This window comes from Micromonospora sp. 050-3, from assembly GCF_046549335.1.
GTDB lineage: Bacteria > Actinomycetota > Actinomycetes > Mycobacteriales > Micromonosporaceae > Micromonospora > Micromonospora trifolii.
In genome coordinates this window covers 12,998-30,570 of record NZ_JAJPVX010000002.1, presented here as the reverse complement: position 1 = coordinate 30,570, position 17,573 = coordinate 12,998, and the positions used below count along the sequence as shown (strand labels likewise).

At 69.0% G+C, this 17,573-nt stretch carries 12 protein-coding genes; 7 read left to right on the top strand and 5 right to left on the bottom strand.

The genetic code is table 11. The features are described from left to right. The first annotated feature begins 95 nt into the window (after positions 1–95). Complete coding sequence (locus ACLJOK_RS15065) at positions 96–1,715, top strand: serine/threonine protein kinase (RefSeq protein WP_410819422.1); 1,620 nt, start codon at positions 96–98, stop codon at positions 1,713–1,715. Positions 1,716–2,137: 422 nt separating this feature from the next. Continuing rightward, positions 2,138–3,670 carry a non-reducing end alpha-L-arabinofuranosidase family hydrolase gene (locus ACLJOK_RS15060; RefSeq protein ID WP_410819421.1) on the top strand — a complete coding sequence of 511 codons (1,533 nt, stop codon included), beginning with the start codon at positions 2,138–2,140 and terminating at the stop codon, positions 3,668–3,670. Between the two features lie 94 nt (positions 3,671–3,764). Here the strand turns inward: ACLJOK_RS15060 and ACLJOK_RS15055 are convergent, their stop codons facing one another. Then, a complete protein-coding gene (locus tag ACLJOK_RS15055; RefSeq protein ID WP_410819419.1) occupies positions 3,765–4,286 on the bottom strand; it encodes a class I SAM-dependent methyltransferase in 522 nt (173 codons plus the stop codon). A 188-nt stretch (positions 4,287–4,474) separates the two neighbouring features. Further along, on the bottom strand, positions 4,475–5,962 hold the full coding sequence (locus tag ACLJOK_RS15050) for an MFS transporter (protein WP_410819417.1): 1,488 nt from the start codon (positions 5,960–5,962) through the stop codon (positions 4,475–4,477). Positions 5,963–6,249: 287 nt separating this feature from the next. Between ACLJOK_RS15050 and ACLJOK_RS15045 the strand changes: the two genes are divergently transcribed. Next, positions 6,250–7,005, top strand: coding sequence for an SDR family NAD(P)-dependent oxidoreductase (locus tag ACLJOK_RS15045; RefSeq protein WP_410819416.1), 756 nt, complete (start codon positions 6,250–6,252; stop codon positions 7,003–7,005). A 62-nt stretch (positions 7,006–7,067) separates the two neighbouring features. Here the strand turns inward: ACLJOK_RS15045 and ACLJOK_RS15040 are convergent, their stop codons facing one another. Continuing rightward, positions 7,068–10,316 carry a S8 family peptidase gene (locus tag ACLJOK_RS15040; protein ID WP_410819414.1) on the bottom strand — a complete coding sequence of 1,083 codons (3,249 nt, stop codon included), beginning with the start codon at positions 10,314–10,316 and terminating at the stop codon, positions 7,068–7,070. 164 nt (positions 10,317–10,480) lie between these two features. Here ACLJOK_RS15040 and ACLJOK_RS15035 point away from each other — a divergent pair, with 164 nt between their 5' ends. Both ACLJOK_RS15035 and ACLJOK_RS15030 read left to right on the top strand, forming a co-directional pair. Continuing rightward, on the top strand, positions 10,481–10,981 hold the full coding sequence (locus ACLJOK_RS15035; protein ID WP_410819413.1) for a sigma-70 family RNA polymerase sigma factor: 501 nt from the start codon (positions 10,481–10,483) through the stop codon (positions 10,979–10,981). Next, positions 10,974–11,663, top strand: a complete 690-nt coding sequence (locus ACLJOK_RS15030; RefSeq protein WP_410819411.1) for a hypothetical protein — start codon at positions 10,974–10,976, stop codon at positions 11,661–11,663. Before ACLJOK_RS15035 ends, ACLJOK_RS15030 begins: the two co-directional genes overlap by 8 nt. A 72-nt stretch (positions 11,664–11,735) precedes the next feature. Here ACLJOK_RS15030 and ACLJOK_RS15025 read toward each other — a convergent pair whose 3' ends face one another. Beyond that, positions 11,736–13,361, bottom strand: a complete 1,626-nt coding sequence (locus ACLJOK_RS15025) for an LPXTG cell wall anchor domain-containing protein (protein WP_410819409.1) — start codon at positions 13,359–13,361, stop codon at positions 11,736–11,738. A gap of 441 nt (positions 13,362–13,802) precedes the next feature. Here ACLJOK_RS15025 and ACLJOK_RS15020 point away from each other — a divergent pair, with 441 nt between their 5' ends. Continuing rightward, positions 13,803–15,437: a cellulose binding domain-containing protein gene (locus ACLJOK_RS15020; RefSeq protein WP_410819407.1), complete on the top strand. Its 1,635-nt coding sequence runs from the start codon at positions 13,803–13,805 to the stop codon at positions 15,435–15,437. A 66-nt stretch (positions 15,438–15,503) separates the two neighbouring features. Here the strand turns inward: ACLJOK_RS15020 and ACLJOK_RS15015 are convergent, their stop codons facing one another. Further along, positions 15,504–16,166 carry a hypothetical protein gene (locus tag ACLJOK_RS15015; RefSeq protein WP_410819406.1) on the bottom strand — a complete coding sequence of 221 codons (663 nt, stop codon included), beginning with the start codon at positions 16,164–16,166 and terminating at the stop codon, positions 15,504–15,506. A gap of 133 nt (positions 16,167–16,299) precedes the next feature. Between ACLJOK_RS15015 and ACLJOK_RS15010 the strand changes: the two genes are divergently transcribed. After that, complete coding sequence (locus ACLJOK_RS15010; RefSeq protein WP_410821501.1) at positions 16,300–17,565, top strand: HupE/UreJ family protein; 1,266 nt, start codon at positions 16,300–16,302, stop codon at positions 17,563–17,565. Positions 17,566–17,573 lie beyond the last annotated feature (8 nt).

Below are 17,573 nucleotides of genomic sequence, written 5' to 3'. Positions count from 1 at the left end.
GGACGATAGGCTGCGGCCGGCGTCGGAGTGACCTAAGGGGAACGGGTGATGGGCGGAACGGTTCGCGCGGTGTTCGCGGTCTGCGGGCATCCGGCGTGAGCGACGGGTTGCGTCCCGGTGATCCGGCACGCCTCGGTGGGTACGAGGTCCTCAACCGGCTTGGCGACGGGGGTATGGGGAGTGTCTTCCTGGCCCGTTCGCCGCAGGGTCGGCGGGTGGCGGTCAAGGTCGTCCGTGCGGAACTCTCGCACGACGAGGAGTTCCGGGGTCGTTTCCGTAGTGAGGTGAACCGCGCCCGCCAGGTTCCACCGTTCTGCACAGCCGAGGTCCTGGACGCCGACCCGGACCATGACCCGCCGTACCTTGTGGTGGAGTACGTCGAGGGCCCCAGTCTGGCCGAGGTGGTCCGGAAACAGGGGCCGCTGGGGGCGGCGCGCCTGCACAGCATCGCGGTCGGGGTGGCCACCGCGCTCACCGCCATCCATGGCGCCGGGGTGATCCACCGCGACCTGAAACCGGCGAACGTCCTGGTCGCGCCGGGAGGAATCAAGGTCATCGACTTCGGCATCGCCCGAGCGTTCGAGGCGACGAGCCAGCACACCCGGACCAACCAGATGGTCGGGACCGTCTCGTACATGGCTCCGGAGCGGTTCGATACGGCTTCCGGCCGTCCGACGGGCCCGGCCGCGGACATCTTCGCCTGGGGGGCCCTGGTCGCCTACGCCGCGACCGGCCGCAGCCCGTTCGGGGGCGACTCCGCTACCGCGACCGCGATGCGGATCCTCACTCAACCGCCGGACCTGACCGGGCTCGGTGGGCCGTTGCGGGAGTTGGTCTCCCGGGCGTTGGAGAAGGACCCAGCTGCCCGGCCCACCGCCCGCGAGTTGCTCGACGGGTTGTTGACCGCAGCGCCTCCGGTGGGTGCCGGCGGGCCGGCCCAGCTCCTGGGCGCGACGCCGCCGAGGAGTACGTCGCCCGTTGCCGGCGGTGATGATCAGGGCGCACGGTCGGTGCCGCCGGGTCTGACCACGGCCGGCAGCGCGGGTTCACGCAGGCGGGGCTGGCTCACCGCGCTGGGGGCGACTGCCGCGGTGATCGCGGTGCTGGTGCCCGCTTTCCTGTTCGGCCCGCAACTGCTGCGGGGGCAGTCCAAACCGAATCTGGCCGGCTCGACGCCGAGCGGTAGCCCGGCAACCAGCAGGCCGGCGGCCACCGCGTCCACGCCCGCATCGGGCAAGCCGTCCGCCTCACCGTCGACAAGCGTGGACCCCACCGGGGCCATGCTGGCCGGTCAGCGGCGATTCCTGCTGCACGTGGTGAGGATCGACCGTGATCTGTCGCTGCCGTCTCACGGCGAGCTCGAGGTCGGCGACGGGACCGGCAAGGACGCGCTCTTCGTGCTCGAGCCGGTCGGTGTCGACTACATGATCAAGTCCGTCAACCCGGAGATCGCCCACCGCCCGTGCCTCGGGGTCAAGCGCGATTCAGAGGGGAACAAGTCGCTCGTGGGAGCCGACTGTCGGCCGACCAAGGCGACAGTGTTCGCGATATCCCGTGAGGGCACGGACGACAAGGGGCGCCCCTCCTACGCCATCATCAGCGAAGAGTATGGCCCGGTGCAGTGGAGCCCGACCAGGAGGGAAATCTTCGTCGAGTTTCTCGGCGATGCCCCGCTCGACACCGCGTTCAGCATGGTCGATCGAGGCGCGGTCTGAGTCGGACGTGCCCCGGCGCTTGGGGGCCAGCCACCGTCGGCAATGGGCAGTCGTCGATGTTAACGCGCTCGCGGGGCCTCCTCAAGGGCCCAGCGGTGGTCCTCGCCGGGGATCTGGGGCGATGCCTGCGGGAATGCGGCTCAAGACGTTTGCCCCAAGATCCGCAGCCCGGCAGTGGCTGATGTTCCCAGCACATTACGTCTTGACGAACGGCATGTTATCGCTCACAGTCGATGCCTAAGGACGACGACACCTTGGCTTTTCCGGGCAAGCCCTGCTTCGTCGATCTCGAATCAGGCGTGCGCCACCGCTCGCCGGCGTCTTGTTAACGCTAACTTTCTGACGCCTGCGTGCTCGGCCACGCGTCGCGGTACGCCCACCCTCGGGCAGGCCGTTCGGCTCTTGGTCACTCAAGGAGGATCATGTCTGCCCTCGATAGGTCTCCATCGATCGCCATACCGTCGCGACGGCGACGTTGGTGGTTGCCCCGCCTTCTCGCCGCCAGCGCGGCGGCGCTGATGGTCGGTGGCGCCGCCGTAGCTGTGGTGTCGTCACCCGCCGCCGCGGCGTCGGTCGACACGAACGCGTGGTACGTGTTGGTCAACCGCAACAGCGGCAAGGCCCTGGACGTCTACAACCTGGCCACGAACGACGGTGCCCGGATCACCCAGTGGGCCCGCAACAACGGCAACCAGCAGCAGTGGCAGTTCGTCGACTCCGGTGGTGGCTACTACCGGGTGAAGTCGCGGCTGTCCGGCAAGGTGCTGGACGTCTCGGGCTTCTCGACCGCCAACGGTGGCAGCATCGTGCAGTGGAGTGACCTCAATGGCACCAACCAGCAGTTCCGGCTGGCCGACTCGGACAGCGGCTACGTCCGGTTGATCAACCGGAACAGCAACAAGGTGATGGAGGTGCAGGGCGCCTCGACCGCCGACGGCGGAAACATCGTGCAGTACGACGACTGGAACGGCACGAACCAGCAGTGGCAGTTCGTCCGCGTCGACGGAACCACGCCGCCGACGACGACTCCGCCGCCGGGCGGCACGTGCGACCTTCCCTCGACGTACCGGTGGTCCTCCACCGGCGTGTTGGCGAACCCGAAGTCGGGTTGGGTGTCGCTGAAGGACTTCACAGTCGCCCCGTACAACGGCCAGCAGCTGGTCTACGCCACCACGCACGACTTCGGTAGCAGCTGGGGCTCGATGAACTTCAGCCTCTTCTCGAACTACTCGCAGATGGCCTCGGCCACCCAGAACACGATGAACTCCGGGACTGTCGCGCCGTCGCTCTTCTACTTCGCGCCGAAGAACATCTGGGTGCTCACCTACCAGTGGGGTGGCACGGCGTTCTCCTACCGGACCTCGACCAACCCCACCAACGCGAACGGCTGGTCCGCGGCGCAGCCGCTGTTCACCGGAAGCATCACCGGCTCCGGTACCGGTCCGATCGATCAGACGGTCATCGGTGACGGTACGAACATGTACCTCTTCTTCGCCGGCGACAACGGCAAGATCTACCGGGCCAGCATGCCGATCGGGAACTTCCCGGGCAACTTCGGCAGCAGCTACACGACCATCATGAGCGACACGCAGAACAACTTGTTCGAGGCCGTTCAGGTCTACAAGCTGCAGGGGCTGAACAAGTACCTCATGATCGTCGAGGCGATCGGCTCGACGGGCCGTTACTTCCGTTCGTTCACGGCGACCAGCCTGAACGGTTCGTGGACCCCGCAGGCCGCGTCCCAGAGCAACCCGTTCGCGGGCAAGATCAACAGCGGCGCGACCTGGACCAACGACATCAGCCACGGTGAGCTGCTGCGCACCAACGCCGACCAGACGATGACCGTCGACGCCTGCAACCTGCAACTGCTCTACCAGGGGCGTTCCCCCAGCTCCGACGGCGTCGACTACGGCCTGCTGCCGTACCGGCCGGGTCTGCTGACCCTGCAGCGCTGACCCGATTTGATCAAGCTTGACTGACCCGGAACGGGCGGGCTCGGCGTCACGCCGAGCCCGCCCGGCTCATGTCAACGCTGCGATCGGCGCAGGATCACCGGATCGGCGTGCCGGTGACACAGGTCAGCACCTGAGACTGACCACGGGTGGCGCTCGATGTGGTCGTGGCGAAACCGTGGGTTTCGAGCAGTGCTTCGGTCGCTGTGAGGTTCGCTGTGGCGTGCGCTTCGGTGGGTCGCTCGCCGAAGACGTAGAGCCGTCCTCCCGGCGCAAGAAGGCTGCGCATCCGAGCGATCTGCTGCGCCGCGTCGCCCAACCAGAAGAGGCTGACATTCACCGCGAAGATCTTGGTGAAGTGGCCGGTCGGAAGGTCGGCCGACTCGAACCCTGCTCGCCGGATCTCGGCTCTGCCGGCGTCGATGTGGCTCAGGTTCCGTTCGGTCGCCAACCGCACCATCGTCGCGGCGCGGTCGATGGCGACGATCCGACCGGTGGTGAGTTGACCGGCGACCAGGGAGACGGCAGATCCCCGACCGCAGCCGATCTCCAGCACCTGGTCGTCGGGCGCGACAGCCATGGTCTGCACCGCCCAGCGCTGGCGATGGGCGGGCGTCACCCGAATCGTCTCGTTCGCCGCGGGCGTCGTGCCAGCGCCGGACGAACCCGGATCGCGGTTCGTAAGAGTGGACCTCACGACGTCACTCGCCGGTGCCTTCTCTGCTCACACCTCTGATTCCACCCTGTCAGCGAAGTCGGTGCACCGTGTCCTCGGTCACCGCGCCGGATCGACAGGCGCGACAGTGATCAGTGCACGGGCACCGGGGTGACGTCCGTGAGGGCGTCCGTCGGGGCCGGGACGTGCTTCGGGGCGCCGGCGTTCACCATGGCCACCGAGACCAGTGCCGCGGCGACCACAAATCCGACGGCGACCCAGTACGCGACCGAGTAGCCGTGCATCAGCGCCTCGTTCCGCTCCTGGGCTTGCGCCGCCGGGCCACCGTGCGAGACCAGGTACGTGGCGGCCGAACTGGTCGCGATGGTGTTCAGCAGGGCGGTGCCGATCGACCCGCCGACCTGCTGCGAAGAGCTGATCATCGCCGAGGCGACACCGGCGTCCTCGGGCTCGACGCCGTGGGTGGAGATGCTCATCGCGGGCATGAAAGCGGTGCCGATGCCGAGCCCGATCACGGCTTCGGCGAACGCGATCTCCAGGAAGCTGCTGTCCGCGTTGAGCGACGCGAGCAGCACCAGGCCGACAGCGGTGACGAGGTACCCACCGACCATGATCGGCCGGGGGGCGATCCGGTGCGCGAGTCGGGCGCCGATCTGCGTGGCCCCGATCGCCTGCGGCACTGCCATCGGCATGAACGCCAGACCGGCCATCACCGGCGACCATCCCTTGACCTGCTGAAAGTAGTAACTGAGCAGGAGGAACATCCCGAACATGCTGACGATCGCAAGGCCAACCGAGAGGTACGCGGCGGCACGGTTGCGTTCGGTCAGGACGCGCAGTGGTAGCAGCGGGGACGCGACCCGCGCCTGCACCACGACGAAGGTCGCCAGCAACAGCACCCCGGCGGTGAACGATCCGATGGTGACACCGGCCGACCATCCATGGCTCTCGGCGACACCGAACCCGTAGACGAGGCCGACGAGTCCGGAACTGGCCAGCAGGACCCCGGGGAGGTCGAGCCGGGCGCGGTGCCGCTCGCCGTCGTCGTGGACCGTGCGACTGGCGCCCAGGATCCCGATGACCGCGATCGGCACGAGGACGAACATCGCGAAGCGCCAGTTCAGGTACTGGGTGAGCAGCCCTCCCACGATCAGGCCGACAGCGCCGCCGGCGATCGAGACCGCGCTGAACACGCCGAACGCCTTCGCGCGTTCCCTCGGCTGCGTGAAGGAAAGGGAGAGCAACGAGAGCGCGGCCGGCGCGAGCAGGGCGGCGAACACACCCTGTAGTGCCCTGGCGAGCAGCAGCATCGCGGCGTTGACGGCCAGGCCGCCGATCGCCGAGGCGATCGCGAAGCCGGCCAGCGCGATCAGGAAGGTGCGCTTGCGCCCGACCATGTCACCGATCCGGCCACCGACCAGTAGCAGACCGCCGAAGGCCAAGCCGTACGCGGTCACCACCCACTGCCTGCTCCCGTCCGTGAAGTGCAGCGCCTGTTGGGCCGAGGGGAGCGCGATGTTCATGACCGCCCCGTCGAGCACCACCATCAGTTGAGCGATGGAGATGAACAACAGGGCCTTCCACCGCTGGGACTCCGGGGCGGTACGACCTCTAGGCATGACAGTTCCTTAAGAGTGGTTTGCGTGGATTCATGCGACTCGCCCAACGCTAACGATTTTGTGGAACGACCGCCAAAGAATGTGCCTGTGGTTACAGGCCCGACGGGGGTGATTGGGCGGCCGAAATATTGGGATTCGATGCTAACCAGGGGGAGTTCGCACCTGCTGAGGCAGAGTCTGTGAGCGCCGTTACTTTGTCGACCGTTCCAGAAACGGCTAGCGTTCCGTCTCACGAAGAGCCCTGCGTGCCCGTGGCGGCTCACCAGTCGAAGTGGATGTGAGACGAGATGTCTGGACGGTTGGAAGCAAAGGTGCTGGTCGTGACCGGCGGCACGCAGGGCATGGGCCTGGCGTTCGCCCAGCGGGCGGCGACGGAAGGGGCCCGCGTCGTCATCGGCGCCCGGGACAAGGACCGGGGCGAGGAGGTCGCCGCGCAGATCAGGAACGCGGGCGGCAGCGCATTCTTCGTGCCCACCGACGTGACGGTCGAGGAAGACATGGCGCGGCTCGTCGACGCCGCGGTGACGGAGTACGGGCGGCTGGACGGCGCGTTCAACAACGCCGGCGGTGGCCCGATGGCCAGCGTGCGCGAGACCGACAGCGACAACTGGCACCGGTCGCTCGCCCTCAACCTCACGAGCGTCTTCTACGGCCTGAAGTACGAGCTCCCGGCGATCATCGCCTCCGGCGGTGGCGCGATCGTCAACAACGCCTCCGTCTCCGGTGTTAAGGGTGACGGGACCCAGGCCGCCTACAACGCGGCGAAGCACGGCGTCATCGGGCTGACCCGCTCGGCTGCCCACGATGTGGCGCGCTCCGGTGTGCGGGTCAACGCCCTGGTCACCGGGCTGATCGACACGCCGCTCTGGCAGGGCGTGGTCAGCCAGGCCCCGGAGATCGCGGAGCGCTACCTGTCGGCGCAGCCAACCGGACGAGCCGGCACCTCCGACGACGTCGCCGCGCTCACCGCGTTCCTGCTCAGCGACGAGGCCACCTTCATCAGTGGCGCGTCCATCGCCATCGACGGTGCCCTCACCGCCTGAGGCACTCGGATCCGGTCCGGGGCGGCGGCTCCAGCAGCCGCCACCCCGGACCAGGCGATGTGTCAGGCGATCCGATAGGCCCGCTGGATCGTCTGCGTGACAGTGTTGCCGGCGGTGTCGGTGGCGGTCAGGCGCAGCGAGACGAATCCGGCCCGTCGCGGATGACTGATCAGCGCGACGTTCCGGAACACCGGCAACGCGACCCACGTACGGCCGTCGTCGAACGACGCGGACACACCGAGCGTGCGGTTGGGTGCTGCCTTCGAGCCGGCCTGCCGATCCAGCGTCACCGGAATCGTCATGATCCGGCCCGCGCGTGCCGTGTTGGTGTCATCGAGCACGGGCGTCGGCCGAGCCGTCGTCAGGGGCAACCGCTCCGGCGACGCGGTGTGCGCCGAGGTGAAGGTCCAGGCCACCGAGACCGACGTCGACAGCGTGTCCGGAGCTTCCCGGGTGACAGCCGCCTCCAGCCGGTAGGTGGCCTTCCCGGCGGGCACCGCGAAGTCGGCCCACGGGCTGTCCGAGGTGCCGATCTCCTTACCGTCGCGCAGTAGCCGGAACCGCACCGGCCGGTCGTCGCGGCTCGCGGGGCGACCGGCCGCGTCGCCGAACAGTGGCAACGACGCGATCGAGATGGTGTCGCCGTCGCGGCCCGCGTATCCCAGGGGTGACAGGGCCGGTGCCTGGGTCACTGTGGGCCCGAAGGGCGCCGCGTTCCAGGTCTGGCTGTACGTGCGCCCCGACTTGAACGTCGAATCCTGCGTCGTGAGGGTGTCCCCCTCGACGAACGTGGACGTCCAGACGATGCCGCCGTCGGTGTTGTAGTACTCGGTGCCCGTGAACGGCAGGTCGACACGCGTGTTCGACCCGATCGGGCCCGCGCCTCCGGGTGCCGACGCGCGGTGGAACCGGGTGGCCGTCGCCGTCGTGGACTGGCTCCGGTAGGTCGCCCGGACGGTGGCCAGGTTCTTCGGCGACAGCTTCCTGGTCAGGCCGGTGAACATGTCGCCCTTGTCGACGTACGCCAGGTCGTAGGTGTAGGGGCTGTTCCGGAAGGTGCCGTCCTTACCCGGCCGGGCGAGCCCGACGCCCAGCGTCGCGGTGAACTCGGGCGCCGTGACGGCGGGCCCGAGCCGGCCGAAGAAGACGTCAGTGAAGGACACTCCGCTGAGTTGGACGCCCGGGTAGCGCATGCCGTCGTCCCAGTTGGCGCTCACGTTGATCGAGATCGGCGCGGCGTCGTGCTGCGGCAGTGTCAACGCGACCGGCTTGGCGTTGCGGGCGTCGACCGCCTCGGTGACCGGGCCGCGTACGTCCAGGACCGGCTGCGCGAGCAGTGTCGACACGGCGCCCTCGTGGATGGTGCTGTACAGCGCGTACCGACCCTTGGGCAGCCGCAGGACGCCGCCGCCCGGTGTCGCGGGGAGGGTGCTGAACTCGCCGGTGGTCAGGTTCGCCGCCACTGTCGTGTACTCGGTGGCCGGCTTGCCGTCGCGTCCGGTGTGGTTGAGCCGTACGTCGTAGCTCTCGATCTCACGGTTCAACACGAAGGGCGTCCGTACCCGCAGGTCGCCGGCGCCGGTAGCGGTCAGCGCGCCCTGGTAGACGCCGTCCGGGGCGTTTACCCGGGTGTCCACGGTGATCGTCGCCTCGGCGCGGCCACCGGCCGGCACCACCAGCGTGGCCGGGCTGACGGTGAGCATGCCGGCCGGGGCCGGAGCGATGGCCAGCGTCAGGGTGACCGGCGCGGTGCCCGTGTTGCGGTAGCCGACGACCTGGGTGATCGGGCTGTCGTCGGCGTGCGGCCAGCGCTGCACCGGAAAGTCGATGGCGGCGATGTCGGTGGCAACCGGCTGGGCGACCGCGCGGGCGATGTCCACCCGGCCGGCGCCCTGCTCGTAGATGGTGTCCTCGCCGGTCGGCTTGGCCGAGTCCATCAGGGCGGCCTTGAGCTGCGGGCCGGTCCAGTCCGGGTGCTGCCCGGCGAGAATCGCGGCGGTGCCGGCCACGTGCGGGGTCGCCATCGACGTACCCGACATGGTGGCGTAGTCGCCGCCCGGGGCGGCGGCAACGATGTCGACGCCCGGCGCGCTGATCTCGGGTTTGATGTGGTTGTCGCCGACGCGCGGACCCCGACTGGAGAAGTAGGCCCGCTGGTCGTCGGCGTCCACGGCGGCGACGGCGAGAGCGTCGTCGGCGGAGGCCGGCGAGGAGACCGACTTCGGCTTCCCCTCGTTGCCGGCCGCGACCACGAAGAGGGTGCCGTATTGGTGGCTCAGGTCCTGGACCGCCGTCTCCAACGGGTCGAGGCCGGGCGCGTCGTCGCCGCCCACGCTCAGGTTGACCACACGGGTCTGCGGCGCGAGCCACTGCATGCCGGTGATGATGTCCGAGTCCTGGCATTCGGTGGTGGCGCAGACCTTGCCGACGAGCAGCTTCGCCCCCGGCGCAACCCCGCGATACCTGCCGCCGGACGCGGCGCCGCTGCCGACGATCGTCGACGCCACGTGGGTGCCGTGGCCGACCGAGTCGCTGGGGTCGTTGCCGCCGGTGAAGTCCCGAACCTCGGCGAGGTGGCCGGCGAAGTCGGGGTGGCTGGCGTCGATCCCGGTGTCCAGCACGCCGACGGTGACGCCGGTGCCGTCGAAACCGGCCTGCCACGCCGCCGGGGCACCGATCTGGGGCACGCTGCGATCGAGGGAGACCTTGCGCTTGCCGTCCAGCCAGATGTGGGTGATCCCTGCGGCGAGGGTGCGCGCTGACGACGTACCACCCGTGAGCGATGCCCAGAGCGTCACCCGGTCGTCCCGGTCCGCCCGGACCGCGAGCGCGTGCGCGGCCGGGAGGTCGGCCCGCACCCGCCCGGCACCCCCGGTGGTCGCGGTCCGCGCCCGCGCCGCCATGTTCTCGGGGTACGCGACCAGCAGCGGCAACTCGGCCGCCCGGTCGTCGTAGCCGAACTCGCCGAGCGTGCTGAGGTCGAACAGGCGTCGATCGAGCCGCCCGTCCCGCACCAGTGGCATCGCGTCCACCGGGATGACGTACTGGTGACCGTCCTCCCGGCTGCTCACGAACCGCATGCCGGCACGACCCGGCCCGCGCTGGATCTGCGGGCGGCCCGCCGCGTCCAGTGAAACCCGGTCCCCGGTGATCAGGGTGAAGGTTCCGTGGGCGCCGGGGGCCGTGGCCGTCGGCTTCTCCTGCGCGTTCGCCGGTTGGGCGGTCAGGCCAGCCGCAACCAGCGCGGTCGCGAGTACGCCGGCTGTCAGGGCGCGTCGTTGCCGTCGTCGCACATCGATCCTCTCCGCCACGGGCGTCTCCCGGGTCGGCACGATGACGCCTGGCCAGGTCGTTAGGTTGATCACCCTGGTGTGACAGAGGCCACAATCTCGCCCCGCGCCGACGCGAGCGGTCCCCCCTGGCGAGTTCGATGCGGCGGTGACCAGGGGACGAGGCAGAGGAGGGCACCGGTCGGATGCGTGACGCCGAAGAGTTCGACGCCCTCTACGCGGCCTGTGCGGGTCGGGTCGTGGGTCACGTGTACGCGCTCACCGGCAACCGCGCCGAGGCGGAGGACGCCGTCGCCGAGGCGTTCATGCGGGCCTGGCAGCGATGGGCGACGGTACGGGAGACGGACAGTCCGGAGGCGTGGGTCCGCCGGGTGGCCTCCCGGATCGCGGTGAGCAGCTGGCGCAAGGCATTCAACCGGGTACGCGCACACCGCCGGGCCGCTGTCGACCAGGGTGTGCCCGGACTGAACGAGGACCACATCGCACTGTTGCAGGCGCTGCAACGGCTGAGCGCCAACGAGCGGCGGGCCGTTGTGCTGCACCATCTCAACGACCTCAGCGTCGCGGAGGTGGCAGCCGAGATGCAGGCCCCCGTCGGAACCGTGAAGACGTACCTCGCCCGTGGTCGGAGAGCGATGGCCGGGTTGCTGACCGATGCGCACCAGGAGGGGACCTCCCATGGCTGATCCGCGCGACGATCTCGGGGCGATCGTGGACGAGGTCCGGCGAGTCACCACGCTGCCGGGGGCACAGACGTTGCGGCACCGCAGCGACCGGCGTCGGCGGCGTCGGACGGTCGTCGGCGCAGCGGGGCTGGCCGTGGTGGCCCTCGCCGCTGGCACCGCCCTGGTGCAGGTGCGGGACGACGTCGAGTCGCCCGGTGTCGGTCCGGCCACCCCTGTCGCACCGCCAGTGGTCCCGTCCGCGACCGCCTCGGCGGGACCGCAGGAGATCCTCGCTGGCCGGCGGCAGGTCCAGATCGTGCTGCCCGGCATGCGTGGGGCCACGTTGGCGATCGACAGCGACGGCGATCAGGTGCGGGCCACCACCGAACAGGGCATCGACGACCGGGCGCTGTGGGTGCTGCGCCCCGAGGGCGACAGGTATCGGATCCTCCTGGCGTCCGGCGCCAACGCGATCTGCATGACCGTCGTGCACGACGCCGCGCCGGGCAGCGTACGCGGCCGGGCGTGTGATGCTGCCGCCTCGACGCAGCTCTTCCGGATCGATCAGGTTCCTGACGGCAGCTACTCGATCTTCCAGGGCAAGCGTTACGTCCAGGTGGTCGACGGCACCAACGCCCTCGTCCCCGACCTGCCCGAGGGCCTGACCACAACGTACGAGTTCCTGGACCGCGGGCCGAGGTGAGCGGCTTCGACACCGGTAACACAGCGGGGGTGGGCCAGCGTCGGCCCACCCCCGCTGTCACCTGTTGCTGAATCAGTCGCGCGGGATCTGCAACACCACGCGTCGACGGCGGAACAGCACGAGCAGCGCGGCGCCGAGCAGAAGCACTGCCGCACCGGCGCTGGCGAGCATGGCGGCCGGTGCGCCGGTGATGGGCAGGCCGCCACCCGAGCCGCCCTCGTCGTCACCGCCGCCAGTGCCGCCGCCGGCAGTGCCGCTGGTGATGATGATCCGGGCGGTGTTGTTCTCCGGCTTTGACTCGGACGCCGCGGTGTCGCTGCCGGCCACGATCGTGCCGTCGGTGCCCGGAGTGGACTTGATCTTCACCTCGACGGTCGACCTGATGCGGCCCCAACCGGATGCCGTGGCCGGGAAGTCGCCCGCGAAGTTGCACTCGAGCTTGGGCGATTCCAGCCCGGGGACGTCGGACCAGCACCACACGTTGGGCACCAGGGCCGTTCCGGTCGGCGCCGTGATGATCACTGACGGGCCGCGGCCGTCGGCGGGACCGTTGTTGACGACCTCGTAAACGACGTTTACCGTCTGACCGACGGCACCCTTGACCGCCGGCGCGGTCACCGAGATGTCGAGGGTGTTCGGCTTGGTCCAGAACCCGAACAACGCGTGGTTGTCGGACTCGTCGAGCTCGCCCTGCGCCGCGCGCTGCCGCGTGAGGTCACCCTTCGCGCCCTTCGCGGCGAGCTTGCGAACAGCCTCGGCGAACGACGGCCCGGTGCCCTTGGTGCGGGTGCTGCCCTTGGCCGAGCGCTCCTGCCCGGCGAGGGCGACATACACCCCGCCGTAGTTCTTACTCGGGCCGTCCATGTTGCGGCCAAAGTTGATGTTGAAGAGCGATGTCCCGGTCTCGTCGTCGAAGAAGAGCAGACCGTCGCCGGGCGCGAGGCTCGTCGGGACCGCGCAGGTGACCTCGTTGGGCCCGTACACATAAGGCTTGCCGATGTCGTCCGGGTGGTAGTCGGTGTAGGTGCAGTCGCTGTACCGCTCGGCGAACGTGGCGCCGGTGGGAACACCGACCGTTACGGTGAAGTTCTCGGCGGCGGCGTCGCCCTCGTTGCCGACGCCCGCATACAGCGGGACGGTGTCACCCGGGCCGACCGGCGTCTTCTCGTTGTTCAGGTCCTGTGCGGCGGCGACCAGATCGGGGCCGGACGGGACCACAGTGACCGGGAACGAGGTGGTGTCGTTGCCCGGTGCCATGTCGTCTTCGGCACCGTCGATGGTGACGGTGACCGAGCCGGCGTCGCCGCGGGCAGCACCTGGGCGGCTGGCCAGCGTCAGGGGGTCGATGGACTTGAACTGGCCGGCGTGGAGCGCTCCGACGTTGCAGGTGACAGTGGTGTCGGCGAGCTTGCAGTCACTGCGATCCGGCACGGACGCGGTGACCGCGTCGGAGACCTTGCTCAGGTCCAGGGTGACGGTCACCGCCGTCGCCGGGGCCTCGCCGTGGTTGTAGACGTACATGCCGACGGTTCTGCCGTTGTGGTCGATCTCAGCAACGGGTTCATTGCGGAACGAGACGAACAGTTCGGGCAGCGCCTCGGCGGCAGCCGCCGTGTGTGGGGCGCTGAAGAGGGTGGCCGTTGCCAGCAGCGCTGTCGCCGCGGCGAGGCGCGAGAATTTCGACGGTATGCGGTTCACGTCATCTCCGTTGAGGGGGGTATTGGCCGCACTCTAACTGTTGATCATCAGTAATTCCGTCCCGATCCTCGCGGTCCGGCGCTCCCGGTAACAGGCGTCGGGTCGGTCTGGTCAGGCCGCAGGTCTCGGCGTGCCGGACCGCTGGCCGTCGCGCCGGATCGGTGGACGTCGAGATGTTTCCGACACGGCATCTGCTGGGACTGAGCATCAGCATCGGCGGTTTGGCCAGCCTGGCTGGGCCGCCGACGGCACCGCAGTGGCTTCCGCCGTCAGCGATTCACAGTGCAAGCGCAGGAGGGCCCGCTATCCTCGGGGCCGAAACTTTCGGAAAAACATTGACACTCTCCAATGGATCGACTCAGGCTTGACGTGGCTGGCAATCGCGATCATTGATCTCGCTTCGTCCCTTCCTGTAATCACCACCTTGGAAGGAGACCTCTGGTGACCATCCCCTCGGGCCGTCCCAGAACCCGGTTCCTGGTCGTCGTGCTGGCGCTGGCAGCGCTCACGGTCGCCGGATCGGTATCGGTAGTAACCCGAACGACGAACGCCCAAGCCGCAGTAGGCCCGCTGGCCGCGGCAGTGGAGGACGAGGGCGCCGACTGCGCGGTGTCCGGTCTGCCTGACCTGGGCTCGCTGCCCACAAACGCCAAGCTCCCCGACCCCTTCAAGAAGCTGAACGGGGCGACCATCACCACCAGGTCCGACTGGCGCTGCCGCCGGGCGGAGATCAAGGAACTTGCCGAGAAGTTCGTCTTTGGCGACAAGCCCGCCAAGCCCGCGACGGTCACGGGGACGGTGTCCAACAGCACCGTCAGCGTCAACGTGGCACACAACGGCAGGAGTTCCAGCTTCTCGGCGCGGGTCGAGCTGCCCAGCGGCACCGGTCCCTTCCCCGCCGTCGTGGTCGTCGGCGGGTTCGGCGCCGACACGGCCACCATCAAGGCCGCCGGCGCTGCCGTGATCAGTTACGACCCGTTGGCGGTCGGCCGCGAGGGCACCCCCCGGAACAACAAGCAGGGCGCGTTCTACAGCATCTACGGCTCATCGAGCAGCACCGGACTCCTCGCCGCCTGGGGCTGGGGCGTCAGCCGGATCATCGACGTCATCGAGCAGTCCGACGGCAGGATCCTCAAGGCGGACGCGATGGGCGTCACCGGTTGCTCCCGTTACGGCAAGGGCGCCTTCGCGATCGGGGTGTTCGACCAACGCATCGCCCTGACCATGCCGATCGAATCGGGCAGCGCGGGCGTCCCCATCTTCAGGGGTATCCCGGGTGAGGGCGCGCAGAGCCTGAGCAGCGCGTACGGGGAGCAACCCTGGCTGGGTGACGCGTTCGGTTCCTTCACCGGCAGCCCGAACCGGCTCCCGGTGGACACCCACGAGATGGTCGCCATGGTGGCACCGCGCGGACTGTTCATCATGGACAACCCGCACATCGCCAACCTCGGCCCCCGGTCGGCGAGCGTCGCGGCCCTGGGCGGCGCGGAGGTCTACAAGGCGCTCGGCGCCGGCGACAACATCACCTACTGGTCCGACGTTCAGGACGGCAGCCACTGCGCCAACCGCTCCGAGTGGCGTACCCCGTTGCAGAACAACATCCGGAAGTTCCTGCTGAAGACGGGCAACGAGCCGGGCGTGATCCGGATTTCCAGCAAGGCGCTCGGCCGGTTGGCCGACTGGCGGGACTGGCCGACGCCGGTCCTGGCTGACGGCCCGACCACGCCCCCTCCGACCACGCCGCCCCCGACGACGCCGCCCCCGACCACGCCGCCCCCGACCGGTGGTGGCTGTGCGGCGACGGTGTCGGTCAACCAGTGGACGGGCGGTTTCGTCGCCACGGTGCGGGTGACCGCCGGCGCCGCGCCGGTCAACGGTTGGACGGTCGCCATGACGCTGCCGTCGGGTGCCAGCATCACCAGCGTCTGGAGCGCCGACCGGAGCGGCAGCACCGGGACCGTTCAGTTCACCAATGTCGCCTACAACGGCGCCATCGCGGCCGGGCAGTCGACCGAGTTCGGTTACCAGGGCAGCGGCACCGGTGCGGGGATGACTCCCACCTGTTCCGCCGGGTGACTCGCAGGCCCGGTGCGGAGGTTCGCCTCCGTGCCGGGTCGAGCGGCTCCAGCCGGAGCCCGAGCGTCAGAGCCAGACCACGAGCCCGGTCAGGTCGTTGAGGACCGCGGCCACGCCCGCCCGGATGGCCGCCGTGCAGCGATCGGCGGTGAACGAGTTCGGGTCGTACGTCGAGGACATACCGAGCCCCTCGCCACGGAACGACGCGCCGTCCCAGTCGACAGCTGTGACGTTGTGGGTGGGCTCGGCAAGTTCCGCGCCGACCACGAGGAACTTCTCGTCCAGGTGGTTCGGGGTGACCAGCGCGAGCCCGTCGATGAGGTCGTTGCCCGCGCTGACGATGAGGTCCGGGCCCATCTCCATCGCCTTGGCGATGCTGGGAACGCTGTCGTGCGCGTTGCCGACGGCGATCGTCCTCAGATCGACGTGCTCGTCGTCGGCCCACTCCTTCACCGCGGTCACGAGGACCTTGGTCGGATTGTCAGTACCGCTGGTCAGCAGGACAACCCGGTAGTTCTTCGGCGGGTGGACGTTGGCCCACGAGCCGGGCTGCGGGGTGATTGTCGCCTCCGGCGCGGGCTTCGTGGACGGGTCGACGAAACCCGGACCGAGAGAGCCGACGGCGCTGGGCGCCGGACGCGGCTCGGACCAGTCGTCGCTGGAGTTGCAGGCGGTGACCAGCGCGGCGGTCGCGGCCAGCATGGCAACGGCCCGAAGCGGGGGGCGCAAGGTGATCGTCCTCCGGGTGGTGGCGGAAAGTGCGCGTACTTCTTCGTATTCCTATCTCAATTCCGGTCACCGGTAATCGGTGGGCGGTCGTTCGGGGAAGTTGTTCTCCGGCGGTTCGTCGGTGTGCGGGTTGGTGTTCACCCACGGCATGCAACGTGCACTGGCCAACCGAGGGAGTCGAATGTTAGGCCGCATCCGCCGTACCGTTATCGTCGCCGCTGTCGGATTCGCCGCAGCGGTGGTTCCGTTTCTGGGCGCCGAACCGGCATCCGCGCACGGCTTCTCGTCGACTGTGTACGCGAAAATTGCAGCGGGAGATGAGGGTCACATTCGGACCGGAGTGGAGCTCGAATACGACCTCCTCGTCGTGTCCGCCGCCGATGCCGGCGACGACGACCCGCTCTTCCAGGCGGGAACCGCCGCGTTCGAGGCGGGCGACAGCGCCGCCCAAGCCGCCGCACTGAAGAGTCACGCGTCGGCCGTTCTCGGGTACGTCTCCGACCGGTTCTCGGTGAGTTCCCGGGGTGCGGCCTGCCGGCCGACCCAGGTGGGTGACGCGACGATCGGCGAGCGCGAGGGCGTGCCGTACGCGGACCTGCTGCTCGACTGGACCTGCCCCGAGCCTGTCGGCGAGCACGTGGTGCGCAGCGGCCTCTTTCCGGATGACGAGGGCTACGTCAAGGACACGAAGACGATCGTCACCTACGAGATCGACGGCCGTTCGGGCAGTGCGGCGCTCGACTCCGCCAACCCGTCCTTCTCTACCGCGCAGGCCTGGTACGAGCGGTTCGGCGAGTTCTTCCTCCTGGGCGCCGAACATCTGCTGACCGGGATCGACCACATCCTGTTCCTGCTGGCGCTCATCGCCGGGTCGCGGCGGCTTCGGGAGATCGTGCTCGCGGCCACCAGCTTCACCCTGGCGCACTCGGTGACGTTCATGCTCGCCGCGCTCGGCCTGGTCGAGGTGCCGGGGGTGATCGTGGAGCCGATCATCGCGATGTCGATCGCCGTCGTCGCCGGTTGGCACCTGTGGGGAATCTGGCGGCGTGGCGAGCATGCGGCCGACCTGGAGACGGCCGGGCGCGGCCACTTCAGCCTGGATCGGGCCGGCTGGATCCGCCTCGGCGTGGTGTTCTGCTTCGGCCTCGTGCACGGCCTGGGCTTCGCGGGCGCCCTGGGTATCGACGAGGCGTGGTCGTGGACCCTGCTGTGGTCGCTGCTGGTGTTCAACGTCGGCATCGAGGTCGTTCAGTTGACGATTATCGCTGTCGTCTTCCCGCTGCTGTTCGTGCTGCGCCGTCGTGCGCCGAAAGCCGGCCTCTGGGCGACCGGGGCTGTTTCTGCTGGCGTGTCCATTATGGGGTTGATCTGGTTTGTGCAGCGCATTTCTGGATCATGAGCAAGGCT